18 protein-coding genes and 1 tRNA gene are annotated in these 26,361 nt (G+C 58.2%); 7 read left to right on the top strand and 12 right to left on the bottom strand.

Going from position 1 to position 26,361, the window contains the following annotated elements; translation table 11 throughout:
• Positions 1-80 precede the first annotated feature (80 nt).
• The 6 genes from B9A24_RS10625 to B9A24_RS10650 form a co-directional block, all read right to left on the bottom strand.
• Positions 81-1,166 carry an efflux RND transporter periplasmic adaptor subunit gene (locus tag B9A24_RS10625; RefSeq protein WP_084445423.1) on the bottom strand — a complete coding sequence of 362 codons (1,086 nt, stop codon included), beginning with the start codon at positions 1,164-1,166 and terminating at the stop codon, positions 81-83.
• A gap of 869 nt (positions 1,167-2,035) precedes the next feature.
• Positions 2,036-3,520 carry a nicotinate phosphoribosyltransferase gene (locus B9A24_RS10630; protein WP_084445425.1) on the bottom strand — a complete coding sequence of 495 codons (1,485 nt, stop codon included), beginning with the start codon at positions 3,518-3,520 and terminating at the stop codon, positions 2,036-2,038.
• Positions 3,521-3,684: 164 nt separating this feature from the next.
• Entirely contained in the window at positions 3,685-4,086 is a 402-nt protein-coding gene (locus B9A24_RS10635; protein WP_084445427.1) for an STAS domain-containing protein, read from the bottom strand.
• A 458-nt stretch (positions 4,087-4,544) separates the two neighbouring features.
• The gene (locus tag B9A24_RS10640) at positions 4,545-6,101 is read right to left on the bottom strand and encodes an FAD-dependent oxidoreductase (RefSeq protein ID WP_084445429.1); all 1,557 of its coding nucleotides are present in this window, start codon (positions 6,099-6,101) and stop codon (positions 4,545-4,547) included.
• 112 nt (positions 6,102-6,213) lie between these two features.
• A complete protein-coding gene (locus B9A24_RS10645) occupies positions 6,214-7,128 on the bottom strand; it encodes a cyanophycinase (protein WP_084445431.1) in 915 nt (304 codons plus the stop codon).
• Between the two features lie 481 nt (positions 7,129-7,609).
• Positions 7,610-8,257 (bottom strand): response regulator transcription factor, encoded by a 648-nt coding sequence (locus B9A24_RS10650; RefSeq protein WP_084445434.1) that lies wholly within the window; start codon positions 8,255-8,257, stop codon positions 7,610-7,612.
• 601 nt (positions 8,258-8,858) lie between these two features.
• Here B9A24_RS10650 and B9A24_RS10655 point away from each other — a divergent pair.
• Positions 8,859-9,509, top strand: coding sequence for a response regulator (locus tag B9A24_RS10655; RefSeq protein ID WP_084445436.1), 651 nt, complete (start codon positions 8,859-8,861; stop codon positions 9,507-9,509).
• 109 nt (positions 9,510-9,618) lie between these two features.
• Here B9A24_RS10655 and B9A24_RS10660 read toward each other — a convergent pair whose 3' ends face one another.
• Both B9A24_RS10660 and B9A24_RS10665 read right to left on the bottom strand, forming a co-directional pair.
• On the bottom strand, positions 9,619-9,837 hold the full coding sequence (locus tag B9A24_RS10660; protein ID WP_084445438.1) for a glycosyltransferase family protein: 219 nt from the start codon (positions 9,835-9,837) through the stop codon (positions 9,619-9,621).
• 34 nt (positions 9,838-9,871) lie between these two features.
• Positions 9,872-9,946 (bottom strand) — tRNA-Arg (locus B9A24_RS10665).
• A gap of 128 nt (positions 9,947-10,074) precedes the next feature.
• Here B9A24_RS10665 and B9A24_RS10670 point away from each other — a divergent pair.
• The gene (locus tag B9A24_RS10670; RefSeq protein WP_159452024.1) at positions 10,075-11,247 is read left to right on the top strand and encodes a DUF2652 domain-containing protein; all 1,173 of its coding nucleotides are present in this window, start codon (positions 10,075-10,077) and stop codon (positions 11,245-11,247) included.
• A 103-nt stretch (positions 11,248-11,350) separates the two neighbouring features.
• Here the strand turns inward: B9A24_RS10670 and B9A24_RS10675 are convergent, their stop codons facing one another.
• On the bottom strand, positions 11,351-12,577 hold the full coding sequence (locus B9A24_RS10675; RefSeq protein ID WP_084445449.1) for a Pycsar system effector family protein: 1,227 nt from the start codon (positions 12,575-12,577) through the stop codon (positions 11,351-11,353).
• Positions 12,578-12,865: 288 nt separating this feature from the next.
• Between B9A24_RS10675 and B9A24_RS10680 the strand changes: the two genes are divergently transcribed.
• Together B9A24_RS10680 and B9A24_RS10685 are read left to right on the top strand one after the other, a co-directional pair.
• Positions 12,866-16,777: a bifunctional metallophosphoesterase/BamA family protein gene (locus B9A24_RS10680; RefSeq protein ID WP_143434898.1), complete on the top strand. Its 3,912-nt coding sequence runs from the start codon at positions 12,866-12,868 to the stop codon at positions 16,775-16,777.
• Positions 16,778-16,943: 166 nt separating this feature from the next.
• Positions 16,944-18,050: a DUF6268 family outer membrane beta-barrel protein gene (locus B9A24_RS10685; RefSeq protein WP_084445451.1), complete on the top strand. Its 1,107-nt coding sequence runs from the start codon at positions 16,944-16,946 to the stop codon at positions 18,048-18,050.
• Positions 18,051-18,229: 179 nt separating this feature from the next.
• On the opposite strand, the gene B9A24_RS10690 is transcribed toward B9A24_RS10685, so the two are convergent.
• From B9A24_RS10690 to B9A24_RS10700, 3 genes are all read right to left on the bottom strand, one after another.
• Positions 18,230-18,667 (bottom strand): hypothetical protein, encoded by a 438-nt coding sequence (locus B9A24_RS10690; RefSeq protein ID WP_084445452.1) that lies wholly within the window; start codon positions 18,665-18,667, stop codon positions 18,230-18,232.
• A 183-nt stretch (positions 18,668-18,850) separates the two neighbouring features.
• Positions 18,851-20,101 carry a sensor histidine kinase gene (locus tag B9A24_RS10695; protein ID WP_084445454.1) on the bottom strand — a complete coding sequence of 417 codons (1,251 nt, stop codon included), beginning with the start codon at positions 20,099-20,101 and terminating at the stop codon, positions 18,851-18,853.
• The gene (locus tag B9A24_RS10700; RefSeq protein WP_084445456.1) at positions 20,098-20,775 is read right to left on the bottom strand and encodes a response regulator transcription factor; all 678 of its coding nucleotides are present in this window, start codon (positions 20,773-20,775) and stop codon (positions 20,098-20,100) included. Before B9A24_RS10700 ends, B9A24_RS10695 begins: the two co-directional genes overlap by 4 nt.
• A gap of 213 nt (positions 20,776-20,988) precedes the next feature.
• On the opposite strand from B9A24_RS10700, the gene B9A24_RS10705 reads away from it, so the two are divergent.
• Genes B9A24_RS10705 through B9A24_RS10715 form a run of 3 tightly spaced genes read left to right on the top strand, consistent with a single transcriptional unit; the run spans position 20,989 to position 26,342 of the window.
• Positions 20,989-22,278 carry a TolC family protein gene (locus B9A24_RS10705; RefSeq protein WP_143434899.1) on the top strand — a complete coding sequence of 430 codons (1,290 nt, stop codon included), beginning with the start codon at positions 20,989-20,991 and terminating at the stop codon, positions 22,276-22,278.
• On the top strand, positions 22,275-23,225 hold the full coding sequence (locus B9A24_RS10710; RefSeq protein ID WP_084445460.1) for an efflux RND transporter periplasmic adaptor subunit: 951 nt from the start codon (positions 22,275-22,277) through the stop codon (positions 23,223-23,225). Before B9A24_RS10705 ends, B9A24_RS10710 begins: the two co-directional genes overlap by 4 nt.
• A gap of 12 nt (positions 23,226-23,237) precedes the next feature.
• On the top strand, positions 23,238-26,342 hold the full coding sequence (locus tag B9A24_RS10715; protein WP_084445462.1) for an efflux RND transporter permease subunit: 3,105 nt from the start codon (positions 23,238-23,240) through the stop codon (positions 26,340-26,342).
• Positions 26,343-26,361 lie beyond the last annotated feature (19 nt).

The raw sequence follows: 26,361 nt of genomic DNA on the forward strand, positions 1-26,361 counted from the left end.
TGATTAGTAATCCCACTAAACACGCGAGATACTTCGCTGCGCTCTGCATGACGGTCTTGCAGTCGTTTACCTTCTAAGTCCTACTCGCTGTACACTTTCAGGTGAGCGATGACGGCCTTCGGGTCTTTGTAGTCGAAGCTGATTTTGTCGCCATCCTTCACTTTCCGCAGGCCTTCCAGCAGAATCTTATCGTTGGCAGCTAAGCCGCTCTTGATGACGTACAGGTCCGGCATTTCAGACCCGATAGTGACCTCCTGCTGGTGCACCACGTTACTTTTATCGACCACGAAAACGTATTTCTTTTCCAGGTTCTCGAACGTGGCTTTCTGCGGGATCAGCAAGGCATTATTAAGCGGCACCGTCATGAGGACGCTGCCGGTTTCGCCGTTGCGCAAGAGCCCCTCAGGATTAGGGAAAGTGGCCCGGAAGGCGATGTTGCCGGTCTCGTTATTGAAGTCAGCTTCAATGGTCTGCACCAGGCCGGGCTGCTGAAACACCTCATTGTTGGCCATCCGCAACTTCACTTTCTCGGCCTTGTCGCTGGCTTTGGCATGCTGCTTATAATTCAGGTACTCCGCTTCCGGTACGTTATAGTAGACCCATATTTTGCTGTTGTCAGACAAGGTCGTCAGCAAATCCCCCTCATCAACCAAACTCCCCAGCCGGCCCTGGAAGTGGTCCATGTAACCACTAAAAGGGGCTTTGATGGTAGTGAATTGCAGATGCGTCTGGGCTAAGGCTACTTCCGCTTTGGCCTTGTCGAATTTGGCCTGAGCTAGCGCCAGTTCATTTTTTGATACAATATTGGTATCAGCCAATTTCTTGGTGTTCTGGTATTCCAGACCCACGTAATTAGCTTCTGCCTGCGACTTTTTCAGCTCAGCCTGGTAGATCAGGGGCATAATCTGAAACATGAGCTGCCCTTCTTTCACGAATTGGCCCTCGTCTACATAAATCTTTTGCAGGTAGCCTTTTTCTAAAGCCCGTAGCTCAATGTGTTGTACGGAATGGATCTGGGCTACATATTCTTTAGTTATCGTTGTGTCTTTAGCCAATGGACTGGTAACCAAAAGCTTGATCTGCTCTTCCTTTGCCTCTTTTGCTTCCGAGCAGCCCGCACAGTAGTACAAGGTGCACCAGCTCATGAGCATCAATATTCTTTTCATATGTATTTTAAGTAACCCGACGGGCGTTTTAGTAGTCCTAGCCAATAGTGGTTGGGAGAGTGGGCTGAGCGTAGAGACTTCCCCTGGTGGTGCGTTGGGGGCCTGCGCCAAACGGTATATTAGCCTGTCTAGCTGTTGATTGGCGCGTTGGTATTCCGACAGTGGGTGGCGCCAGACGACAAAACTCCTTAAGTAAGCGGAGTTGCCTAGCTTGTACTCGTTCATGCTTCGCGGTCAGCTTTACTTGTGAAGCAGGGGGGCAGCGAAAGTGCCAGCTTCGACCCGAATCTGGAGGGCAAAATCGCGGAAAAATGCAGACGCTGCATAGCTTGTTTCGTGTATTAAAGACACAAAGAAACTAGGGCAACATGAAGCTAAGGTGAATAAACAGGCGGAACCCTGCCTGATTTACGGCATCCAGAGGTGCTTTTTTGAACACCGCTCGTATTTATTGTATCAATTGTGCTTCTGTGAGCACTCAGAACAAACGAGCTTTTTTGATGCGCTTAGTTTGTCATTATATCCGGAATGTACTAGCCTGTGGTGCTAAATGCACGGCTTCGCGCGTCAATAGTGACTATAAGGATTCCGACAACTGTGGCCGCTTCGCTGCGTCAAAATCTGGTTCCGTTGCTGCTTAGCTGCGGGTTGGAGCTATGATAGATGCAGCATACTCCCCACTGGACGGCAGTTCTACAAAGAAATACTGCTGCAACCGGAAAATGGCCTGTGCGGTGTGAGTTCAACAGCTTAACCTACCTATGTGAACAAGCCTATACCTGGAAAACCGGGAAAGTAGCGTATCCACACCGTACCAAGCTCTGCTTTGAGACAGAAAAAAACGAAGCTGGCTGGTCGAGCTAATAAGCTTACGCTGGCCGCACCGCCCGCTTCTCCAGAATCAGCTGCATGCGGAAGTTGTTCAGGCTCTCTTCCAGCCCCACCGGGTACACATGCGGGTTGAGGAAGCGCCGAATGCTGGGGTCGAGGGCGGCTACTTCCTGTTGGGCTTTGGTGCGGCTTTCTTCCAGCGTTGGCAACTCGGCTACCAGCTTGCCGGCTCGAAAAACCGGCTCCAGCAGCTCCCGGAACTGGGTGGAGCGGATGGGGCGGCGGCGCGTGGGGTCCAGCGGGTCCACGATGGTGAGCTGCTCGGGCAGGGGCTCGGCCGTGTTGTAGAGCATATCGGCGCGGGGCTGGCCCTTTTCGGTTTCGTAGCGACGCACCTGCAGGATGCCGGGAATGCTGGTTTTGGCGAGCTGCTCGGAAAGCTTAATCGTGTAGTCCCAGTCGCTATCGGCGGATGGGCGCAGGGCGGCGAGCTTATAAACGCCCCCCAGCGCCGGCTGATCGTGGGCCGTGACGAGCTTAGTGCCAATGCCCCAGGTATCGATGCGGGCGCCTTGCTGCTTGAGACTGGTGATAAGGTGCTCGTCGAGGTCGTTGCTGGCCACGATGCGGGTTTTCTGGAAGCCAGCTTCGTTGAGCAGGGCGCGGGCCTCGCGGCTGAGGTAGGCCAGGTCGCCGGAATCAAGGCGAATGCCCCCCAGCTCATAGCCGTTGGCCCGCATCTGCCGGGCCACACTGATAGCGTGGCGCACGCCTTCCAGCGTGTCATAAGTATCAACCAGAAAGACAGAATCGTCGGGAAAAGCGTCGCCGTAGGCGGCGAAGGCTTGCTCCTCCTCCCCAAACGACTGTACCCAGCTGTGGGCGTGGGTGCCACGCACCGGAATACCAAAGCGTTGGCCAGCCATTAGATTGGATGTGCCATCGACCCCGCCCAAGTACGCGGCCCAGCTGGCGCTCAGACCCCCATCGAAGCCCTGAGCCCGGCGCAGGCCAAACTCAAATACCTGGTCAGAGCCAGCGGCCTCGCGGATGCGGGCGGCTTTGGTGGCAATCAGGGTTTGGAAGTTGATTAGCGTCAGCAAAGCCGTTTCCAGCAACTGTGCTTGCAGCAGGGGGCCTTTTATGCGCAGCAGCGGCTCGTTGGCAAACACTACCGTACCCTCTGGAATGGCATCCACATCGCAGGTGAGGCGCAGGGTGCGTAGATATTCCAAGAAAGCCGGCTCAAACAAAGCAGTGTCGCGGGTGCCGCGCAGACTGCCCAGGTAGGTTAAGTCATCCTCCGAGAAATGAAAACTCTCGATCCAATCGATGGCGTAAGCAAGGCCCGCGGCTACGGCGTAGCCACCATTGAAAGGCGGTTTGCGAAAGTACAGGTGAAAAACAGCTTCCTGGTTTTGCTTGCCCTGCTTCCAGTAGCCGTAGGCCATCGTGAGCTGATACAGATCGGTGAGCAGGCTGAGCGAGGGGCCATACAGGCCGGAGAGGGGCGCGGAGTTCATGGGCCCAAAGTACGAGGAACCCGGCAGTGAGTTGTGAACGGCAGGGCTTCCGAGCTACCATAAAAAAAGCCCCCCAGTGAGTTTTGCATAACAACTCACTGGGGACCTCAAGAATAGTATCCAACTATGGCAATACCGTATCATCTACGGCACACGCTCACACTCTATGACAGAGCAACACCCCAGCCAGCGGTGGTGGTGGAAGGCGATGGGCTGGTGGATTGGTGAGCGGCGTGACAATACAGCTCCGCATCGAGCAACGTAGGAACAATGGGAGGACAAGCTGCCTCCGGTGTATCTTTTAAACTGTCCTGCACTTCTTCGGCGAGGTGGCAGAGCACGAGTTGGGTGTTGCGCCGGCGTAGGCGCTGGCAATAGCTGGTCAGCAAAGCCAGCGCGCGACCAGAAATATGCCGCAACGAACTACAATCGACCCAAATGCTGGGCTTGCCGCTACGAGCAGCTTGTTGCAAGGCTCTGGCTAATCCGTATTCCTCGGGATGGGTGTGGTCTTCCGCTAAAATAAGCAGGTAGCTTTCGGGTAGGATCTCGCGATGAATCTCCATAAGGAGTAAACAGAATCATTCGTTTTCAGGTCGTGGCACGTCGTCCACGGTAGGCAGGGAGCAGGGAAGGGCCACAACACGATGCGGCAACTGGGAGCGAAAGGAGCCAGACTAGTTAGTGTGACACCACTTACTTACCTAATATAGTCCGCCAGCTTAGGTTAATGCATCTTCCCGTGGCCACTGAGGGGGGAGAATTGCACGGGGCGGAGAAAGAAAGAGCTTTGAGCCAAGGAGGCTGTTGGCCAATGACACACGATCAGCGGGGACAGCTGCGTATTCTTACAAAATTAAGAGTAGCAATTAACTTTATGTTCAGCCAATATACTGATTTTCAGTGTAGTTATCTATACCAAGTTCTAGGTATTTATAACGCTTGGTAAGTATGGTTATGTCTGATTTGAAAGTAGAAAAAGCGTGGCAGCATTCCTGCGCCACGCTTTGTACTACCGCTAGCCTCAAGTGGAAGCCAGGTCCTGATTGGCCGGACCAATAAGCAGCTTGCCCAGCGCATCAAACCGGGAGCCGTGGCAGGGACAATCCCAGCTGCTTTCCAGGCCATTCCAATGCACCACGCAACCCAGATGCGGGCAGATGGCGGAACACTCATGCGTTTGGCCTTTGGGGTCGCGGTACACGGCTACTTTCGTGAGGCCGCGCCGCAGTACGGCCCCGGAGCCAGGCTCAATTTCGTCGATGCTCGATACGTCGCCGCCGGTGAGTAGCTCGGTGTACTCAGTGACTACGTTCAGGTTTTCTTTGACAAACTCATAAGCCGAGGCTGGCCGCAGGGTCACGCGGCCGGGGTCGTAGAGGTCGGCCCACGGGTTGAAGCGGCCTTGGATAAGATCGGTGACCAAAATGCCCCCCAGCGTGCTGTGGGTCATGCCGTGACCCGAGTCGCCGGTGATAATGTACACGTTGTCCTTATCTAGGGGGTTGCGGCCGGCGTAGCCCAGGCTGTCGCTGGGCTCCTGCACCTGCCCCGACCAAGCGTAGTCGATCTGCTGCACCATGGGGAACCGCTGGCGGGTCCAGTCTTCGAGGCGCTGCAGGCTGAGCTCGGGGTCGCCCTGGCCTACTTTATGGTCTTCGCCACCCACCAGCAGCAGGTCGTAGCGCGGAGTGCCGCCGCTGGGGCCTTCGGTTACCTCCTGCAAGCGGATGTAGTGGTAAGGGTCGGGCGTATCCCAGTATAAAGCCTGTGTTACAGATCCCTTCGGAATGCGCGCCGCAATGGCGTAGGTGCGGTAAGATGACTGCTTGGTGTGCATCACCACCCGGTCGTTTACGGGCGTATTAGTCGCCATCACCACGGCTTTGGCGCGCACCGTATGGCCGTCGGCTGTTGTCACGCTGGCCTCGGAGCCGCTCTGCACCTCAGCTACGTGGGTATTGGTGAAAATTTGCCCCCCAGAGCCTTTAAAACGGCCAATAGCTTCGGCCAGGCCATAGAGGTATTTGAGAATGTGAAACTGCCCTTGATTAGGAAACACGAGGCACTCGCCGGTACGAAAGCCCTGGGTGGGCGAGTCAGAAAGGCGCTCGACGCCGGTAAGGCCGGCGCGGTGGGCGGCTTTCAACTCTTTGTCCAGCTCGCTGGGGTTGCCGTCTTCGGGCAGAAACAGATAGCCGTTGAGGCGTGTGAAGTCACAGTCGATCTTTTCTTCCCGCACAATCTGCTCAATCCGGTCGATGGCGGTGCCGTGACTTTCGGCGGCCAGCCGGGCTCCTTTCTCCCCAAACAACTGCTCCAGCCGGGTGTAGCGGTCATCGAGGGCGTTGGAGAGGTGGGCCGTGGTGCGGCCCGATTCGCCGCTGGCTAGCTGCCCGCTTTCCAGCACGATTACTTTCTTGCCCTCGCGCAGCAACAGGTAAGCGGTAGTAAGGCCGGCAATGCCCGCGCCCACTACTACCACATCGGCGGTCAGGTCCTGGGTGAGCGAAGGAAACTCGGGGGTGGGGGCGATGGTGCCAAACCACGAGGGTTGGGTAGCGGCAGAAGTTTGTTTCATAGTAGAGAGTGGGCGTGGAATACAGTGTTCATGTTGTACGCCAAGCTACTAGGTCGAGTTCAGGAAGGGTACGTCTCCAAAAACAATTGCCAAATAGCCGCGTGTTAGCGGGCTATAAATGCAACTCCGGTGGAATGGGTAACTGGTAGTTTTCTCCAGCACTCAGAAAATGCAGGCGCAGGTCGCGGATGGTGAAGGGCGTATCGGGGTTGATCTCGTAAATATTGTTTCTGGTGCATTCATCCGCTTCCAGAATGGTAACCAAACCACTGCCAATTACCTCCACATCATAGCCATTCCGCACCAGTATGGCTGTATCTTCTTCTAGGCCCAACCCTAGGCAACTTGGATTGGTAGCAATAATCTGCGCCATGCGGGCGATGCGGCCCCGCGCAATGAAGTGGGTGTCAATGGCTACATCGTGCATAAACTGTAGCCCGGTGGTAATGGATATTTCACCTTTGCGGAAGCCGGCATCGTTGAGGCCCTGATAAATCATTGGGGTGGATAAGGCTGACGCGCCGGCGCTAGTGCCACCGATAAGAATTTCATCATACGTATAGCGCTCCTTTAGGCGTATCAGCATCTTGGTGCCCCCAAGCAGGCCCGTAAGGCGCAACTGGTCGCCACCGGTAAAATAAAAGCCAGTGGCTTCATTAATCAAGTCGAGAGTAGCCTCACTACTAGCATCCTCTCGCTCACGCACATCCAAGACTTGAACCCGCTTGATGCCCAAACGGGGAAATACTTCGAGGTAATCTTCTGCCGCTTCCTTCGGCTCAGTAGAAGCGATGGGCAGCACCAACACCAGCGGATCATTGCCTTTTAGCTCCTCACAGAAGCGTCGGAGGATAGCTTCTGGCGCAAAATTCCGGTTTTTGTCTTGATTGGAGCCTCTTTCGGGGGTTTCCCCTTTGTTTTCGTGCCCTCCAACGGCTAGCAGCATGCCTTTGGGTGTGGGGCAGGTGTCTCTGTGGCCCTTTAGCGGGTCCTGTTTGGGCGCGGAATTCTTCTTTTTGGTGGGCATATAGGAAAGAGTAGGAGAGAGTAGATGGAACGCACCCTGCATGCGTAATTCTGCCCCTCTGAGTTGCCCACCTTTTCAGCCTACTTAACAGCTCCGCGCAAAACGCGGCTGGGGGGCTTTTTTAAGCGGGGTTATGATGGATAATTGATAATCAAATGATTGAATAAAATATAGGTCGTCATGCATATTAGAGTGAGCTCAGCAGTTGCTAGTAGTTTATCCAACTAAAAATCCGTACTACTACCAACTAAAATAGGTATGTATTCGGTGGCCTCGCCGAGCTTATTCCCGTTTATGCATCTACCACAAAAAGCCCCCCGCTACGTGCCAACGTGCGCGGGGAGCAGTACCATCCCTCGCTCCCGCAGACGTTTATTAATAGAAGCCTCTCTGCGCTATGAAAACAACCAGACTACCAAAAACAGGAGCGGCCGCCAGATATCTGGCGGCCACTCCTGTTTTACGGGGCTCTATGTACGCTTTATTCGATTAGTCCTTCGCTGACGGCGAACTTGATGAGGGCGGCGGTGTTTTTGGCCTGGGTTTTCTCGATGATGTTCTGGCGGTGGGTCTCGATGGTGCGCTTGCTGGTGAAGAGCTTGTCGGCAATCTCGGCGTTGGTCAGGCCCTCGGCAATGAGCGTGAGCACCTCCAGCTCCCGCTTCGATAAGTCGTTCGTTTTGCGGGTCGTGGCCTCTGATAGCGAGTTGCCCGCAGTTATCTGCTGAAGCAGATTCATTCCTATCTCGGTGCCTAGGTACTGCCGGCCGGCCGCCACCATGCGGATGGCATGAGAAATTTCGGCTATGTCGGCGTTTTTGAGCACATACCCCGAAGCGCCCGCGTTCAGCATGCGCGCCACGTAGTTGGGGTGATCGAGCATGGAAAGAACGAGTACTTTCACCTCCGGGAAATCCTGCCGCAGGTGTGGCATGGCTCCGAAGCCATCCAGAACGGGCATATTCACGTCCATCAGCACTACGTCGCAAGGGGTAAGTGTCAGCTTATCAAGCAATTCCTGACCATTGCCGGCCTCCGCCGTGATTTCCAACCCGGCATCCTCGGTAAGCAGGGCGCGAATGCCATCACGGATGATGGCATGGTCGTCGGCTAAAATTAGTCGAATCATAAGGCAAGAGTAGAGGTGGCCAATAAAGGAGGAACCGTGCGGGAATAACACCAATTATGGTAAAATCAGTTCTTTGAGCTGTGAACACGCATGAGTATAAGTTAGTTAAATGCAGCGTTCGTGCTCCAAAACAAGGAGCAACTCCAACCATCTATACCGGCATACAGCACCGCGACAACGGGTTCCGGCAGCTTCCAGCGCTCTAGGTAGCTGCTTACTCACTACTCGGCTTCAACGTTGTGTTTACGGGTGATTTTTAGGCTTATTAAAGTCGCTTGACAAAGCAAAGGTTTGTCGCAAAACCTGATCCGCTGGGATACGAACCCGAAAATCACCCAGCTACGGACAAACTTATTTGGACGACCGGTATGAAAAGAACAGTCCGGAATAATACGTATATATTACGTACTTATAACAAGCGGATAAGCTGAAACTGGTTGTTTAGCTCGTGGTAAGTATGGGTTTTGGCAACTGAAAATGATAGCTCAAATCGCAGCTTTTATCTTGTGAAAGTCTGCTGCGAAAACCTGGACCTCTAATTAAAACATCAGCCCCTTCCTCCGGTTACCCTTTCCCTGTTCAGCTACCATACCTACTAATCATGATTCGCATCATTTTAATAGATGATCACGCTATCATCCGCGACGGCATCCGCTCCCTACTCCGCGAAGAACCCGGACTGGAGGTAGTGGGGGAAGCCAGCAGCGGTCAGGAACTGCTGAACACCCTGGCAACCACGCCCTGCGACGTAGTAGTGCTCGACCTGAATATGCCTGGCACTGATGGCTTTACTACCATCCCGCTGCTGCGCGAGCGCCACCCGGAGGTGCGGATTCTGGTGCTGTCGATGCTGGATAATGAGCGCTACGTGGTGCAGGCCATCGGTTTGGGCGCTTCAGGCTATGCCCTCAAGAGCACGAGCCGGGCCGAGCTGGTATATGCCATCAATACCGTGGCGGCGGGGCAGCCGTACTTGTGCACCGTAATTGGGCTGGCCCTGCTGCAAAAGTTGCACTCGCTGAAATCGCCCGGCAGCGCTACTGCCAAAGCGGCCAGTGGCTTATCGAAGCGGGAGCTGGAGGTGCTCACGCTCATTGCCGAGGGCCTGACCAACGCCGAGATTGCCGACAAGCTCTTCACCAGCAAGCGCACCATCGAGACCCACCGCCAGAACATCATCGAGAAAACCCAGGCCAAAAACACCGCCGCCCTCATCAAGTTCGCCGTCAGCCAGGGCATGCTGGCCGACTAAAAAGCCCCCGGCGGCAGAAAACTTATTTACGGGTCTGACAACTGCTCTGGCTCAAGGTAGCCCCGGAATTCCACGTTAAAAGCGTAGCAGTGCCATTTCCGAGCAACCCTCACAGCTTATCTTTATCCTGCCGGATAAGGATCCGATATAGCTGCCGCAGCTGCCACTGCGGCAGCGTAAGGAGTGAAAACACGGTCTGGAGCCGAAAAACGCCGTTGCGTAGGTACTTGCGGGCGGAGGTGGTAACGGTGCTGGGCAGCACCCGAAACGGGCACAGCTTACGGGAATCAGCGTTGAAATTTGCCCCCCGCATGGTTACGGTAAACATAAGAACCCGCTTCCTGCATCAGGAAGCGGGCTCTTGGTGGCCCCGGCGAGAATCGAACTCACATCTAAAGTTTAGGAAACCCTTGTTCTATCCGTTGAACTACGGGGCCGGATGCGCGGGTGGGGTAAAGGTAGCCCCAAACCATCGGCTCAGCCAAACCCGGCGCTGGGGTGCCTGCGTATAGGCGGCAGGCGCGGCGACTGTCGCGCGGCTCGTTTCAAGAATTTCTGTTTTCGCATGGGCTTACTGGAGGATTTGCACGCGTCGCGCCGGGCAGCAGGGAGCGGGCGCGAAGTGCCCGCCGGTGCCGACGACGATGGGTTGCAGCCGGCTCTGCTGTTCATTCCCGATATCAGCGGCTTCACGCGGTTTATTGAAGCCTCGGACAGCCCCCTGGCTCCCTTCCTGATTGCCGACCTGCTCGAAATCCTGATTGAGGCGAACACGCTGGATATGCAGGTGTCGGAGATTCAGGGTGATGCGATTCTGTTTTATCGGTTGGGACCGCCGCCGCCGGTGCAGGAGTTGGTGGAGCAATGCCGCCGCATCTTCCTCGATTTTCAGAATTACCTCCGCCTGGTGGAGCGCGACAATGCTTCAGCGCTGGGCGCGGCATTGCGGGCCCACGATCTGACTCTGAAGATAGTAGTGCACTACGGCCGGGTGAACGTGGCCCAGATCAGGGAGTTTACCAAGCTAATGGGCCGCGACGTGATTGTGGTGCATCGCCTGCTCAAAAATAACATCAGCGGTGGCGAATACCTGCTGCTCTCGGAGGGCTACCTCAAAACGCAGACGCTTACCGATTTGAAGCGCAGCTTTTCCTGGACGCGCCTGCTGGGGGGCAAAACCACCTACGAATACCTCGGCGACATCAACTACCGCTACGCCCACCTCACGCCCCTGCGCCTGCTGCTCAACGGGCATCACGCGCCCGATGGGATGCCCAGTGGCCGCGGCAATTCGCTGAAGGTGCGCCACACCGTGCGTGTTCCCGCAGCCTACGCCTTGCGGCTGGTGCGTAATCTGCGCTTGCGCTACCGGTGGCTGGAGGGCGGCACCGCCGTACACTACGACCTCAGCAAATCCGACCGCTTGGGCACCAGCTACAAAGTAGATGTCAACCAGGGGCAGATTGACTTCCAGACGGTGCAGAGCTTTCAGGGGGAAGAGCGCATCGAGTACGTGGAGAAAATCTCACACTTCCGGCTGTTTCCTAACTCCCTGCTGTTCTTTTTCATCGAGGCCGTAGACGAGCAATCCTGCCTTATTACCCTCGATTTTCGCTACGGCTACGTCGCCAGCCCTCACCCCCTGATTCGCTTTGGGCAGTTGCGCCGCGTACACCGCTTCTGGGGTCGTTCCCTTCGTAGTCTGGTCGCTTTGGGCGAGCGGATGGCGAAGGTGTAGGAGTTGAGGCTAATTGTTGGGATGCCGCCACTTATTTAATTTAACTAAAAAAGCCCCCCGGATTATCCGGAGGGCTTTTTGATTGGTAGATAGAACGCCAGACTTACGCCTTATATAGCAGCACAATGCCGAAAGACAAGGCCGTCAGAATCAGGCCGACCATGAAGATGGTATAGCTGATGCGCAGCAGCCGGTACTTGCGGCTCAGCACCTCGCCCAGATAATAAATGTCGGTTATCATGTTGGTGTACATCAGATCCTTGTCGCGCATCAGCTCGTTCATGCCGCCCTGAAAATCGTCGAGGCTGAGCTTGGTGAAGTTGCCGAAGAACAGGATATTGATGCGGCGGTTGGTGGCAATGGCCGGGCTTTTCTTGAGCCACTTAAAGGTCGTCACGTCGGGCTGGGCCGAGAGAATAGCCGATACCACCGAGCCCAGCGCCGTGGCTACCAGCAGGCCCATGGGCACCGTCAGGATAGGATTGCGGGTGAAGGCCGGCCCAATCGACGAGGTTTTGGCCCCCAAGTAGGTAATAAGGATGGACAGAATAACCGCGTTCAGGCTGATCATCATATTAGCCTTATTGTCAGCCATCTGCGAGAGCGATACGTGGTTGTCGTACGTCGTTCGAAACATGGTTTCGACGCCACGCTTGCCCTCGGCAAAGTTGCCCTGTACTTCCTCTTTCTTTTTCTTCTCTTTTTTCTCAATCTTCTTCAGGCGCTTTTTCTGCTCTTTCACATTCGCCTTGTACTGCTCACCGTAGCGCTCCTTGGCCGCGTGCGAACGAAACTTGGACGAGAGCAGGAAGGTGAATTGAATTTCGGCCCATTCCGTGTTCGAGTAGCTACGGCCTAGTACAGCCTCCCACTCGGCGCGCAGCAGCTCACCGGAAGCGCAAAAATCTTCCCGCCCCAGGCTGCACAAGTCCGCATCGACGAGGATCTGCTGAAGCTCCGTTTCGCGGGGCTCATCGCGGTGCGTCGCCCTTATCATCTCCCGAACTACCGCAATCCGGTCAGTGGGGTAGCCCTGCTCCTGCAGCCACTCGCCGGCCCGCTCCATGCTGCGGTACTCGTGGCCGTCGTACGTATCGAGGTAGCCCGTATCATGAAACCAGGCGGCCAGCTCCAGTGCTTCCTGGTTGCTGGCATCCAGCTCGGCGGCCTCCCCCAGCGCCCGCACTTCTTTCACCGTGAGGGTAGTATGTTTGAGGGAATGATAAACGAGCTGCTTAGGCAACTTTTCCTCGAAAAGTGTCGTGATATAAGTCTTCGCCTGCCGCAGTATTTCTGCTTTAGCCTTTTTAATAACAGGGGTTGTCTCCATGAGGGAAGTTAAGATGCCGGGCTGATGGGATGTACCCAATGCTTCTAATTGGCTTAAAACGCGAATTGGTTCCTGAGGTTTTTAGCAATAGCTCAACCGTACGGCGTCTGCCTGCGTAGGGCAGGCCATTGCGGATGGCTAATACGACTCAATACTGGGTCGTAAAGGTCATGTTTTAAGTTTACCAATTTTTAATTAAACTTTTACGGGTTTTTTAACTTCGGTACCACTCAGAATGTACGCTGATTTCGTCTTCTACTATTTACAATTGCTAGTTTTTACTTCCTTATGAGAAGGTTTTTTCTGTCTTGCTGCCTGCTGCTCGTTGGCTCTTTGGGCATACCGGTGGCCGTAGCGCAGACGACCCAAGCTCCCCACCCCGAGCGCCCCAATTACAACCACGGCGGGGAGAACTGGAAAACAAAAACGCCCCCCGATAGCAGCTCCATGCGCTATTCTGTGTTTCTGATCGGCGACGTGGGTGCCCCCGAGCTAAAGGAGCCCGGCGAGCCTTCGCTCAACTTTATGCGCCGCCAGATGCTGGCCGCCGGCGCGAAAAGCACCGCCATCTATCTCGGCGACAACATCTACGAGTACGGCCTGCCCGAAGTAGGCGCTTACGATCGTAAAGTGTCGGAGCAGCGCATCACGGCTCAGCTTGATATTCTGCGCAACTACGCGGGTGAAAAATATATGATTCCCGGCAACCACGACTGGAAGCAGGGTCGCCCCGGCAGCCTGGAGCAGGTAAATCGGCAGCAGCGCTTCGTGGAGGACTATATGACGCGCGACTCCACGGCCTTTTCCTATACTGGCGACTTCTTTATCCCGCGCGATGGCTGCCCCGGTCCTTTCGAGGTGCGCCTGCAGGATGAGCTGGTGATGATTGCCATCAACTCGCAGTGGTTTTTGCAAACCGCCGAGCGCCCCTACGGCTCCAATAGCGGTTGCGGCGTAGCCAACGAGACCGACTTTTATACCCAGCTCGAAGACATTATTCAGCGCCACAAGGATAAGAACATCATGGTGATTGCCCACCATCCGCTGTTCTCCGATGGTATCCACGGGGGGTATTTTACCCTCGCCGACCATATTTTTCCGCTGTCTATTGTGTATAAATATGCGTTTGTTCCTTTCCCCATTATTGGCTCCGTTTATCCCTTTGCCCGCAAGTACGGTGGCATCAGCCAAGATATTCCGCACCCGCTGTATCAGGCCTACAAGAAGGGCCTGATGGATATCTTTCAGAAGTATCCGAACGTGGTGTATGCCAACGGCCACGAGCATAACCTCCAGTACTTTAAGGTAGATGCCACGCACTTTATTACGAGCGGCTCGGGCTGCAAAACCCAGCACGTACGCACGGGCCGCGATGCCGGAGCCATGTTCTCCGACAAAGAGAAAGGGTTTGCCCGCGTCAATTACTATAACAACGGCGAGGTCTGGACCGAGTTCTGGATACCCAACGGCAATGGCGAGAATGGCCGGTTGGTGTTTCGCGCCCCGCTCTACGCCAAGCAGTCGCTGCAAGCGCTGGCGCAGGCCCAGACCGATTCGACAAACGCCTCCAATGCGCTGGGGCCGCGCCGCGACTTCCGCGACAGCACGGTAACGCTGGCCGTAAACCCACGCTACGCGCAGCGCAGCAAGTTTTTCCGCACCTTCTTCGGCGACCACTACCGCGCCGAGTGGGCCACGCCCGTGCGCTTCCCCATGCTCGACCTGGCGACGGAAAAAGGTGGCCTGACACCCTACCAGATTGGCGGCGGCAAGCAAACTGCGTCGCTGAAGGTGCGCAACGAAGAAGGCCGCAACTACACCCTGCGCGGCATCAATAAGGATCCTTCAGCTGTATTGCCCGAGTCGCTGCGCGATGGTGCCGCTAAGGATATTTTGCAGGATCAGATTTCGGCCCAGCATCCCTATGCATCCTTCGTGCTGCCGCCGCTGGCCTCGGCGGCCGGTATTCTGCATACCAACCCGGAGATGCGCTATATCCCGCAGGACCCGCTGCTAGGGCAGTATTACGAGCGATTCTCCAACACGCCCGCTGCTTTGGAGGAAGACCCCAAGGACGACCAAAGCAATGTGGCCTCGTTGGGCAACGCTACCAACCTGGTGGGCAGCGACCGGGTGCTGGAGCGTTTAATTGAGGATAATGATAACCAGGTAAAGGAGAAAGCCTTCGCCCGCTCCCGCCTCTTTGATATGTGGGTAGGCGACTGGGACCGCCACGAGGACCAGTGGCGCTGGGCCGAGAAGAAAGATGAGGACGGCGACCGAACCTTTACCGCCGTGCCCGAAGACCGCGACGTGGCGTTTTTTAAGGGCGATGGTCTCTTCCCATACTTGGCCAGCCGCAAGTGGGCCATTCGCAACTTCCAGAACTTCGGCAAAGACTACGCCGACTACAAGGGGCTGAACCTAACGGCTTTGGCCAACGACCGGGTGTTTCTGGCTTCGGTGACCAAAGAGGACTGGGTGAAGCACGCCGAAGAAATGAAAGCTGCTCTCACCGATGAGGTAATTGAAAAAGCCTTCCGCGAGCGGTGGCCCGAGCAGATTTATAAGCTGCACGGCCCCGAAATCATTGCCAAGCTCAAAAGCCGCCGTGATTTGCTGCCCGAGTTGGCGGCCAACTACTACGAGGTCGTTTCCAAGATTACGGAGGTAAAAGGCAGCAGCAAGCGCGAAAAGTTCGTGGTCGACCGCCTTCCCGACAACAAGACCCGCGTGACGGTGCAGAAAATAAACAAGGACGGGGAGTTTACTAAAATTCTCTACGACCGCACCTTCGACAACAAAGTAACCCAGGAAGTGCGCCTCTACGGCTTCGCCGGCAACGATATCTATAACATCAATGGTGATGTGAAGGATGGCCTGAAAGTGCGCATTATCGCTGGCACCGACCGCGACTCCATCGTGGATCGCTCCAACGTGCGCGGCCTGGGGCATCAACTGCACATTTATGATGCCGACACGGGCAACGTCATCATTGCGGGCCGCGACGCCCGCCTGCGCCTGGAGCCTGGTATTGATGTGAGTCGCTACGATAACCCCAACCGTGCCGACCGCAAAGACTACCGCCTCGATTATCTGGGGCCGGCGCTGTATTTCGGCTATAACGTAGACGACCGCTTGTTTTTTGGCGGGGGCGTCACCTACCGCACCTACGCTTTCCGCAAGGAGCCTTTCGCGTCGGATCAGTCGTTGGTGGCCAATTATTCGCCCTCGCAAAAGGCGTATAACGTGCGCTATCGGGGCCAGTTTACGGATATGTTTGGCAAGTACGATCTGAACGTGACCAGCCAGCTCTATGGTCCGCAGCTGCTCTACAACTATTTCGGCCTGGGCAACGACACCAAGAACCAAGCGCCCGGCGAGGGTGGCCGTGTCCGCAACCGCGACATCAACGAAACCTATCGCATCCGCTTCTCGCGCTTTTACTTCTCGCCGGTGCTGGAAAAGGATGTATTCAGCTTCCTCAAAATCGGATTTGGTCCCCAGTACGACCAGTTCCGCGTAGAGCGCGACCCCATCGGCAGTCAGATCGCGGCGGGCCTGAATGAAGATAATAACGGCGTGAGCGGCGCGGGGCTGGGCATTCGCTCCTCCGATTTTGGCCTGAATCGCTACGCTGGGGGGCGTTTTTACCTGAATATCGATGCGGCCAGCTCGCCCAAGAATCCGCGTATCGGCCTGCGCTGGTACAACTCGGCGGAATACAACTATCAGCTCAATGGCGAGAAGCTCAACTTCGGCCGTCTGGCTTCGGAGTTCCGCTTCTACCTCACGCCCAACTTCCCCTTTCAGGTTACCTGGGCCGGCCGCATCGGCGGCGCGCGCAACCTGGGCGACTACCGCTTTTATCAGGCGAATACGCTGGGGGGCACCACCAACCTGCGCGGCTACCGGCGCACGCGGTTCGCGGGCCGCAGCTCCGTATTTGCCAACGCCGAAGTGCGCCTTCAGCTCTTTACCGTAAACGCCTACCTTTTCCCGGCCAAGTTTGGCGTGATGGGCCTCGCCGACGCCGCCCGCGTATTTACGCGCTACGACCAGCGCGACGGCCTACGCGCCTACCACACGGCTGTGGGCGGAGGCGTGTGGGCCGATATTCTGAAGCAGGTGGTCGTGAATGCTACCTACTCGGTGGGCGAGGAGGACCTGGTTTTTGTCGGCTTCGACTTTCTGTTCTAAAGAAAAAGCCCCCCGGAAGATGGTCAGGTGGCAGAGGATTCGACACCCCGCCCCCTGACCATTTTTTTTGCTTAATAGCTTGCCCTGTTGGCCGTTTTCCGGTAAAAGACGTTAAGCCCAAAACTGAGCACTCATGCGTTTTTGAGGAAGATTTTTTCATCTTATTATGACAGCCATTTCTGCCTTTTTGCGCCGTGGGGGGCAAATTTTAGGCGTAGCAGCTTTCCTCTCATCCGCCATCGGCGCGCAGGCCCAGATCACGCCGCCCCGCACGCCCGTGTACCCGCGCGCCGCGCCCCCCCTCACCGATTCGCTTCAGCAGAATCAGGTAGGGGAGGCCAAGGAATTTGCCAACCCTTCCGTGTTGGGGCAGGGACCCAGCAAAGGCCTTATCTTTCACTATGAGCGCACCACCGGCTTCGGCATCACCTCCGACTCGAAAAGCGATGATTTTACGGATCAGAAGGGGACGGTGAGCAACAATGACCGTTTTGTGGTAAAAGGCTACATTCCAGTCTGGAACCGGCCCCACCTCAAAATGGTAGTGGGCGTGAACTATGAGCGGGAGGAGTTTGAGTTTAAAAACCGTCCCACCGGCTACTCGCTCTATGATGAGCTGGAGGAGAAAGGCCTCAAAACGCTGGGTACGCAGCTGGTGGTGTTGCGCCCCATCAATGAGCGCAACTTCGTGCTGGGCCGGGTGAAAGGCGAGCTGAACGGCGACTATACCTCCTCGGAGCTACAACTTAAGGACTATCTGCGCATGTCCTACGAGCTGGTGTACGGCTGGAAGAAGTCGCCCACCTTTGCCTGGGGCATTGGCGCGCAGCTGGGCTACACCTTTGGCCGGCGCAGCATCTATCCGGCCATCATGTACAACCGCACTTGGAGCGACCATTGGGGCGTGGAGGCGCTGTTTCCGGCGCGCGTACTGGTGCGGCATAACGCCTCGGCCAAATCGCTGCTGTTTGCCGGCTACGACGTGAACGGCCTGAGCTATATCCTCAAGCTCCGGGAGCCCCTGCCCAACGACCCCACCCTCCGAACCGTGGAGCTGCGCGAAACCGAGCTGAAGCTGCGTGGCCGCTGGGAGCGCGAAATCTATGACTTCCTGTGGTTTGGGGCTGAAGGCGGCTACCGCTACAATAACTCCTTCGACGTGTTTGACCGCCGCAACGGCCGCACCAAGGTCATCGACAACAAGCTGGCTGGCACTCCCTATTTCAGCGTCGAGCTATTCGTTGTGCCCCCGCGCCGCTTCCTGAAAAAGTAGTAGCGTAGGGTCTCTATAAAAAGCCCCCCAACTAATGGCTGGGGGGCTTTTTGCTGTGTTACTGCCGTTGCTTTATCAAAGTATCAGAAGCAGAAAGGGGCCTGGACTGCCCATTTGGTCCCAAAGAAGTGCAGGTAAGCAGGCCGGACATAGCGGCTCGCGAGTAGCCCGACGCAGCGCTATTGATCTACTTCCTGCCCATCGGCCGAAAATAGAACGTCGCGGCTTTTGCCCCCCCGGCTGACTTCCGCTTCGTAGGTTATCGCGCCGGTGCCAGCCGTCACTATTTTGGCCGCTTCCGTCACTTTGTAGCCTTTGTACTGTGTCGCCAGTTTGGTTTTTACCGGCGCGGGCAGCAGGCCTGGGGCCATATCCGTTTCTGTTTCGAGTAGCTCGCCGGTGGCGCTGAGTAGCACCGACATCTTGATTTTATTCTGCGTGAAGCCAGCCTCAAACTGGTTTTTCTCCTTTTCCCACCGCACGTCTTTTACCTGCGGATAGGCTTTGCGAAAAGCAGCCACGGCAGCGGCGGGCACCTGGGCAGCCGGTAGATTCTGTGCGTGTAGGGCAGAGCCCGTCAGGAGGAGCGCAGCGACCAGCGCCAGGGAAGTTTTCATGGGTAAATGATTTTGACTGGGTGAGATGACGGGCTAAACTTACCGGCCGATTCTGTGGATAACCTGTCGCGGAAAGCGCACAGGCCAGTCTTCTCTTTACCACGAAATTCAGGAGCCGAATAAAAGAGAAGCAGCTCGTAAAGTGGTTTCACGGTCAGGGTGCACTTACTCTTGCGTAAGTACTTAAAACGCTACGCGCAGCGTGTGGCGGGCCCCAACGGCGGCAAACGCATACGTGACCGTGAAGCCGTAGTAGCGGCAGATCTGCTGCACGATGGACAAGCCCAGACCCGGCGAGTCGGAGGTGGGCTGCTGCTTGCGGAACCGCTCGAAGAAGCGGGCTGGGTCGCCGGTCAGGGCAGGGCCGGTGTTGCTGATTTCCAAGGCTTGGGCCGAGAGCCGCACCTCGATACTGCCGCCGCGGTGGTTGTGCTTCACGGCGTTTTGCAGCAGATTATGCACCAGCGAGTCGGCCAGGCCGGGGTGCATTCGCAGGGCCGGCACGCCGGTTACGTGGGTACTCAGCGCCAGCTGGCGCGTTTCCGTCAAGGACTCCAGCTGCCGGACCTTCTCCTCCAGCACCTGATCCAGCCGCAGGGCTTGCACGTCAATAAACTGGCGGTTTTCAATCTTGCTGAGCAGGGTCAGGGCCTGATGCAGGCGCGAGAGGCGCAGCGTGGCTCCGTACAGACCCGTTACCAGTCCGGCTACCTGCGGATCTTCCAGGGCGGGCAGTTGCAGAAGCTGCTCCAGCTGGGCCTGCATGATGGCCAGCGGGGTTTGCGTTTCGTGGGCCGCGTTTTCCGTGAATTCGCGCAGCGCCTCGTAGTCGGCTACCAGGCGCTGGCTCATCTGAGTCAGGGCCTGGTTTAGCTCCGCGAACTCGTCGATGTCGGTGGGCGCTAACTGCAACACCTCGTGCTGGTGCAGCTTGTAGCCGCGCAGGGCGTGCAGCGTGGCCCGAAATGGCCCCCAGAGCCAGTCGGCCAGCCAGCGGTTGATAAGGATAACACCCAGCAGCAGCAGTCCCAGCACGCTCACCATCACGCCCAGCACCACGGCCAGCACGTCCTCGGTTTCCACCAGCGACTTGCGCAGCGTCACCCACCGCCGCTGCCCAGCCACGCGCAGCGGAAACGTGAGCTGGCGGTGGGGCACCATTTCCTGCTCCTGCGGGTCCAGCAGCAGCGTATCGCCGTAGCCGGGGCGCTGGTGCCGGTCGCTGACGTCCATCTGGTACTCAAAGGGGGAAATGGGCAGCGTCTGCTTCCGCCGAATGCGGTTTTCCAGATACAGGCGCCGGTTCGACAGCTGCTCATCGACCTCCTGCGTCAGCGCCCGAAACAGCCCGTAGTAGAGCACCACGCTGGCCAGCGCAAACAGCACCGTAGTCAGCAGCAGGTAGTAGCGGTTGGTTTTGGCCAGCAGCTTCATTCGGTGCTGAGCTTGTAGCCCACGCCGTACATGGTGCGGATGTAGTTATCGGCTCCTTTCTCCTGAAGCTTCTTACGCAGGTTTTTCAGGTGGGTATAAATAAAGTCGAAGGAGTCGGTCGCGTCCACAGCGTCGCCGCACAGGTGCTCGGCAATGGCTTCCTTGGTGAGCACGCGGTTGGGGTTGGCCAGCAGAAACAAGAGCAGATCGTACTCCTTGCGCGTGAGCGTGAGCGGCTGCTCGCCCACGAACACCTCGGCCTGCTCGGGCCACACCAGCAGGTCGCGAAAGGCAATGTGGTGGCTGCCCTGAAACTGCCGCCGCCGAATGATGGCCCGCAGCCGCGAGTTCAGCTCGGCCAGATGAAACGGCTTGGTCAGGTAGTCGTCGGCCCCCAGGTCGAGGCCCGCGAGCCGATCATCGAGAGCGGCACGGGCCGAGATAATCAGCACCCCGGCCCAAGACTGATCGGCCTTGAGCGCCCGCACGATGTCCAGGCCGTTGCCGTCGGGCAGGGTCAGATCCAGCACCACGCAGTCGTACTGGTAGAGCTTGATTTTTTCGTAAGCCTGCTGAAAACTGGCCGCCACCTCGCACACGTAGCCGCTCTGGCGCAGGTACTCGACCAGCGTGGTACGGAGAGCCAGCTCATCTTCAACGAGAAGAAGTTTCATAAGTCAACGAAAAAGCCCCCCGGAGCAGATAAGGCCGGCGGCGAAGAAAGGTGGTAATTCTGAAGCGAATCTGTCGAAAGTAAATCAATGCCGCGCTCGTCCATACCTGCCTTTAAGTAAGCCTGACCTGGAAAACGCTTCAGGACGTCAGATTTACTTCAGAATTGGGTGCCAGCTTTGCTTTCTCCTTTCCGTCATCCCTTGCTTTTTCTCGTGTCCATTCGTTTGTCTGCCTGGCCAGCAAGACTCTGCTGGCTGCTGGTTGGGCTGCTTCTAATCGGCGGTGGGGGGCGGTTCGCGCTGGCCCAAACGCCATCCTCGGCCAGTCCTCAACAGTTGGAGGAGTTTCTGCGGGCCGCCCGGCAGAATAGCCCCCTGCTGGCCGACTTGCGCGGCCAGGTGGCGCAGAATCGCTTGGATAGTCTGCGCCGCGTCGCCCAGAACCGGCCCCTCGTAGTGGGCAGCGCGGTGGCCGTCGCCGCGCCCGCGCTCGGCTCTTTTGGCTACGATCAGGCCATTACCAACGGCGGCAACTACGGGGCCGTGGTCAGTGCTACCCAGCCACTTTTCAACCGGACAGTGTTACGAAATGACTACCAGACCCTGGCCAACCAGGGCCAAGCGCTGCGCAACACAGGCCGGCTATCGGTCCTGGATCTGCGCCGCACCGTCACCGACCAGTTTCTGACCGCTTACGCCGCCGGGCAGCAGCTGAGCTATAATCAGGAATTGCTGGCCCAGCTAAACCAACAGGACGTGCTGCTGCGTCGGCTGGTGAATGGGGGGCTTTTTAAACAAACCCAGTACCTGTCCTACTATTTGTCGGTGCGCAGCCAGGAGGTGGCCGTGCAGCAGGCCCGGCAGGCTTACCGCCGCGAGCTGGGTGCGCTGCGCTACCTCTGCGGCCTCACCGACACGACGCTGCGGCCCGTGGCGGCTCCCGCGCCGCCCAGACCGCAGGCACTGGCTGGGCTCGGCTCCATTACCCAGCGTCAATATACGCTCGACAGTCTGAGGCTTGTGCTGGACCGTCGCACGGTAGATCTGGGCTACCGGCCGCGGGTGAATGCCGTGCTGGACGCGGGCCTGCAGTCGGCCTCGCTGCTGGCGGTGGGCCGACGGCTGGGGGTGAGCGGGGGCTTGCAGCTGGTAGTGCCCATTTTTGATGGACATCAGCGCCAGCTGGCGTACCAGCGGCTGGCCGTGGCCGAGCAGATCCGCCGCGGCTACCGCACGTTTCTCAGTGCCCAGCGTCAGCAGCAGTACCAACAGCTGCAAAGCCAGGCCCGCGCCAACGAGGCATTGCTGGCCAGCCTGCGCGCGCAGCTGCGCGTGGCCAATGCGCTGGTCGCGGCCGGCCGTCAGCAGCTGGCCACCGGCGACATTGCCATCCTGGATTATCTCCAGCTCATCAGTAGCACCCGCGCCTTTCAGTTTGGGCTTACTCAGGTTGAAACCGAACGCCTGCGCACGCTCTACGCCCTTGACTATCTGAGCGAATGACTCGTTTTCCAACCTCTGCCCTAAATGCCGCGGCCGGCGGGCTGCTCCTGAGCGCGGCGCTGCTGAGCAGCTGCGGAAGCGCCTCAGCCCCCACCGATCTGGCCCCGGCAGCAGCGGCTCCGCGCGCAGCCGTCACCGTGGGGCAGATACGGCTGGATACCATCCGGGAGGTGCTGCACCTGCGCGCCATATCGGCCTATCCGGCCAAGGATGTGCTGCGGGCTACCACTACGGGCTACCTGCTGGCTCCCGTGCCAGTACCGGGCCAGGTGGTGCGGGCCGGCCAAACGGTGTTTACGCTGCAAACCAAAGAGTCGCGCACCCTGCGTCTGGACCAGCTTACCGGCGACCCGAAGCTGCGGTTTAGTGGCATCATTCGCATCCCGAGTGCGCGCGGCGGCGTGCTGGCGACCGTCGATAGGCTCGCGGGCGACTACGTGCAGGATGGCGAGCAGCTGGGCCTGGTGTACGATCAGACCCGCTTCGGCTTTATTCTGGACGTGCCCCTGACCGAGCTGCGCTACGTGCGGCAGGGGCAGGCCTGCCGCCTGACCCTGCCCGATGGCCGGGTGCTGCCGGGCCGGGTGGCCGAGCTGCTGCCCGCCGCCGACCTGGCCGCGCAAACCCAGCGCTATACCGTGCGGCCGGTCGGGCGCTTTCCGCAGCTACCCGAAAACGTGGCCGTGAGCGTGGAGCTAAACAAAACCGCGCCCTACCTGGCCCGGACCCTGCCCCGCGAGGCCGTGCTCACCGACGAAACCCAGACCAGCTTCTGGGTGATGCGCCTGCTCAACGACAGCACCGCCGTGAAGGTGCCCGTTCGGCCGGGCCTGGAGCAGCAGGGGCGGGTGGTGATAAACACCCCCGAATTTGCCCCCCACGACCGCCTCGTGCTGACCGGAGGCTACGGCCTCGACGATACGGCCGCCGTGCACCTGACCAACTAATCGTCCGCTGCTATGCGCCCTTCTGTCTTTCAAACTTATAAAGCCCCGATTGCGGTAGTGCTGGCTTTGGTGCTGGCCCTGGGCACGCTGGCTTACCGGCGCATCAACGTGGCGCTGTTTCCGGAGGTCACGTTTCCGAAGGTGAAGGTGATTGCCGATAACGGCCTACAACCTGTGGACCGCATGATGGTGACCGTGACCAAGCCCCTGGAAAACGCCATGAAGCAGGTGCCCGGCCTGCGGCTGCTGCGCTCCACCACCAGCCGCGGGGCTTGCGAAATTTCCGCGTTTTTCGACTGGAGCGTGGATATAGTGCGCAGCCAGCAAACCATTGAGTCGCGTCTGAATCAGATTCGGGCCGATTTGCCCCCCGGCACCCAAATCACGGTGGAGCGCATGAACCCAGCCATTCTGCCGGTGATGGGCTACACGCTGGAAGGGCCTGGCCGGAGCGCGCTGGCGCTGCGCCGCCTGGCCTTATACACCATTAAGCCCTTTCTGTCGCAGGTCGAAGGCGTCTCGTCGGTGCAGGTGCAGGGTGGGCGCACCAAGGAGTTTCAGGTGGAGCTGCTGCCCGACCAGCTGGCTGCCCTGGGCCTGACGCCGGCCGTGGTCAGCTCTATGCTTGGCCAGACTAATTTCGTGCAGAGCAACGGCTACCTGGCCGACTACCGTCGCCTTTACCTGACGGTCACCGACGCCACCATCAGTACCAGACAGGACCTGGAAAACGTGGTGCTGCGCCACGATGGCCGCCGCGTCGTGCGCCTCGCCGACGTAGCCACAGTGCGCCTGGGCGAGCAGCCCGAGTACACCCGCGTTAACGCCAACGGCCACGATGCGGTGCTGATTTCGGTGCTGCGCCAGCCCGAGGCCAACGTGGTGGAGGTGTCGCGGGGGGTACTGGCTCAGGTGGCGGCCCTGCAAGCGGGCCTGCCCCGCGGCATCACCCTGAAGCCCTACTACGACCAAGCTGATTTCGTGACGGAAGTGGTGCGCTCAGTGCAGGACTCGCTTTGGATCGGGTTGGCCCTGGCTCTGGTGGTCACGGCCCTGTTTCTGCGCTCCTGGCGGGCCTCGCTCACCATTCTGCTCACTATTCCGCTGGCCCTGGCCCTGACCATCGTGGTACTCTACTTCGGGCTGGGCTACTCCTTTAATATCATGACCCTGGGCGCGCTGGCCGCCGCCATCGGCCTGATGATCGACGACGCGGTTATTATGGTGGAACAGCTGCACCGGGTAGGTGAAGAGCACCCCGAGGCTTCCACGGCCGACGTAGTAACCCGCTCGGTGCGCCACCTGCTGCCCGCGCTGGTGGGCTCCTCCCTGAGCACCATCGTGATTTTTCTGCCCTTCGCCCTGCTGGGCGGGGTGGCTGGAGCCTACTTTAAAGTGCTGGCCACGACTATGGTCGTGGCGTTGCTGTGCTCGTTTTTCGTGGCTTGGCTGGGGCTGCCGGTTATTTATCTGCTTTTATCAAAAGCTATTAGCCTAAAGTCCTTAGCTGTCAGTTCTGACCCCGATGATAAAGTCAGCAGTCAGCAGCTAGAGGCTAACGGCTCAGAAAATCACCACGAAATTCCGTGGGTGCGGGCCGTCATTCGCCAGCCATGGTACAGCTTGGGGGGCATTTTGCTGCTAATTGGGGTGATGGCCGTAGTGGTGCCCCGCCTGGCCACGGGCTTTTTGCCCGAAATGGATGAAGGAGCCATCGTGCTCGACTATAATTCGCCCCCCGGCACCAGTATCGAGGAAACCGACCGCATGCTGCGTCAGGCCGAGAAGCTCATTAGTAAAGTGCCCGAAGTAGCCAGCTACTCGCGGCGCACGGGCACCCAGATGGGCTTTTTTATCACCGAACCTAACCGTGGCGACTACCTTATTCGCCTCAAAACGGCCCGCCAGCGTACCACCGATGAGGTTATCGACGACATCCGCCAGCGCATCGAAGCCACCCAGCCGGCGCTCACCATCGACTTCGGGCAGGTCATCGGTGATATGCTGGGTGATCTGATGAGCACGGTGCAGCCCATCGAGGTCAAGGTGTTTGGGCCCGACCCGACGACGCGCTACGCGCTGGCCGGGCAGGTGGCGGCCCTCGTGGCGCAGACCAGCGGCACGGCCGACGTTTTCGACGGCATCGTACGCATGGGCCCTTCGGTGGAGGTGCGGCCCGACGCGCACCGCCTGGCCCAGTTCGGCCTCACGGGCACCGATTTTCAAAGCCAGCTACAAACCCAGCTGGCCGGGGTGGTGGCCGGCAACGTGCTGGAGGGCGAGCAGTTACTGAATATTCGTCTGCGCTACCCCGGCGCGCTGCACGCCAGCCTGGCGCAGGTGCGGCAGCAGCCGGTGTTCCTGCCCGACGGGCAGCGCCGCCGCCTGGATGAGCTGGCTCAGGTGCGCGTGCGGGCCGGCGATGCCGAGCTGGAGCGCGAGAACCTGCAAGCCATGACGGCCGTAACGGCCCGCCTCAATGGCCGCGACCTGGGCACGGCCATGCGGGAGATCCGGCAGCAGCTGGACCGCCACCTGGCCCTGCCGCCCGGCTACTTCATCCAGTTTGGCGGCTCCTATGCCGAGCAGCAGCAGTCGTTTCAGGAGCTGCTCACGATTCTGCTCGCGGCCTGCCTGCTGGTGTTTGCCGTGGGGCTTTTCCTGTTTAAGGAGCTGAAAGCCGCCGCCCTCATCCTGTTGGTGGCCGTGTTGGGCCCCGCCGGCGGCACTCTGGCCCTGTACCTAACCCATACGCCCCTGAACGTAGGCTCCTACACCGGCCTTATCATGGTGGTAGGCATTATCGGGGAAAATGCCATCTTCACCTTCCAGCAGTTCAATGATGCCCGCCGCGCCGCGCCCGTGGCCCAGGCCATCGGCTATGCCATTGCCGCCCGCCTGCGCCCCAAGCTCATGACGGCCCTTTCGGCCATCGCGGCGCTGCTGCCGCTGGCATTAGGCATCGGGGCCGGAGCGCAGCTGCACCAGCCCTTGGCCATTGCCGTGATTGGCGGTTTGCTGCTGGCTTTGCCCTTGCTGGTGGTGGTGATGCCGAGCCTGTTGCGGCTGGCCTACGAGCCGAAAGCATCCGCGCCTGCTCCGGCCGTGGCGGCGTAGGTGTTTTTCTAATGATATT

The organism is Hymenobacter roseosalivarius DSM 11622 (genome assembly GCF_900176135.1).
Taxonomy (GTDB): Bacteria; Bacteroidota; Bacteroidia; order Cytophagales; family Hymenobacteraceae; genus Hymenobacter; species Hymenobacter roseosalivarius.

What these genes read in the sequence shown, in the direction of transcription:
- B9A24_RS10625 (WP_084445423.1), bottom strand. Translation starts at nt 1,166, where the DNA reads ATGAAAAGAATATTGATGCTCATGAGCTGGTGCACCTTGTACTACTGT.
- B9A24_RS10630 (WP_084445425.1), bottom strand. Translation starts at nt 3,520, where the DNA reads ATGAACTCCGCGCCCCTCTCCGGCCTGTATGGCCCCTCGCTCAGCCTG.
- B9A24_RS10635 (WP_084445427.1), bottom strand. Translation starts at nt 4,086, where the DNA reads ATGGAGATTCATCGCGAGATCCTACCCGAAAGCTACCTGCTTATTTTA.
- B9A24_RS10640 (WP_084445429.1), bottom strand. Translation starts at nt 6,101, where the DNA reads ATGAAACAAACTTCTGCCGCTACCCAACCCTCGTGGTTTGGCACCATC.
- B9A24_RS10645 (WP_084445431.1), bottom strand. Translation starts at nt 7,128, where the DNA reads ATGCCCACCAAAAAGAAGAATTCCGCGCCCAAACAGGACCCGCTAAAG.
- B9A24_RS10650 (WP_084445434.1), bottom strand. Translation starts at nt 8,257, where the DNA reads ATGATTCGACTAATTTTAGCCGACGACCATGCCATCATCCGTGATGGC.
- B9A24_RS10655 (WP_084445436.1), top strand. Translation starts at nt 8,859, where the DNA reads ATGATTCGCATCATTTTAATAGATGATCACGCTATCATCCGCGACGGC.
- B9A24_RS10660 (WP_084445438.1), bottom strand. Translation starts at nt 9,837, where the DNA reads ATGTTTACCGTAACCATGCGGGGGGCAAATTTCAACGCTGATTCCCGT.
- B9A24_RS10670 (WP_159452024.1), top strand. Translation starts at nt 10,075, where the DNA reads ATGGGCTTACTGGAGGATTTGCACGCGTCGCGCCGGGCAGCAGGGAGC.
- B9A24_RS10675 (WP_084445449.1), bottom strand. Translation starts at nt 12,577, where the DNA reads ATGGAGACAACCCCTGTTATTAAAAAGGCTAAAGCAGAAATACTGCGG.
- B9A24_RS10680 (WP_143434898.1), top strand. Translation starts at nt 12,866, where the DNA reads ATGAGAAGGTTTTTTCTGTCTTGCTGCCTGCTGCTCGTTGGCTCTTTG.
- B9A24_RS10685 (WP_084445451.1), top strand. Translation starts at nt 16,944, where the DNA reads ATGACAGCCATTTCTGCCTTTTTGCGCCGTGGGGGGCAAATTTTAGGC.
- B9A24_RS10690 (WP_084445452.1), bottom strand. Translation starts at nt 18,667, where the DNA reads ATGAAAACTTCCCTGGCGCTGGTCGCTGCGCTCCTCCTGACGGGCTCT.
- B9A24_RS10695 (WP_084445454.1), bottom strand. Translation starts at nt 20,101, where the DNA reads ATGAAGCTGCTGGCCAAAACCAACCGCTACTACCTGCTGCTGACTACG.
- B9A24_RS10700 (WP_084445456.1), bottom strand. Translation starts at nt 20,775, where the DNA reads ATGAAACTTCTTCTCGTTGAAGATGAGCTGGCTCTCCGTACCACGCTG.
- B9A24_RS10710 (WP_084445460.1), top strand. Translation starts at nt 22,275, where the DNA reads ATGACTCGTTTTCCAACCTCTGCCCTAAATGCCGCGGCCGGCGGGCTG.
- B9A24_RS10715 (WP_084445462.1), top strand. Translation starts at nt 23,238, where the DNA reads ATGCGCCCTTCTGTCTTTCAAACTTATAAAGCCCCGATTGCGGTAGTG.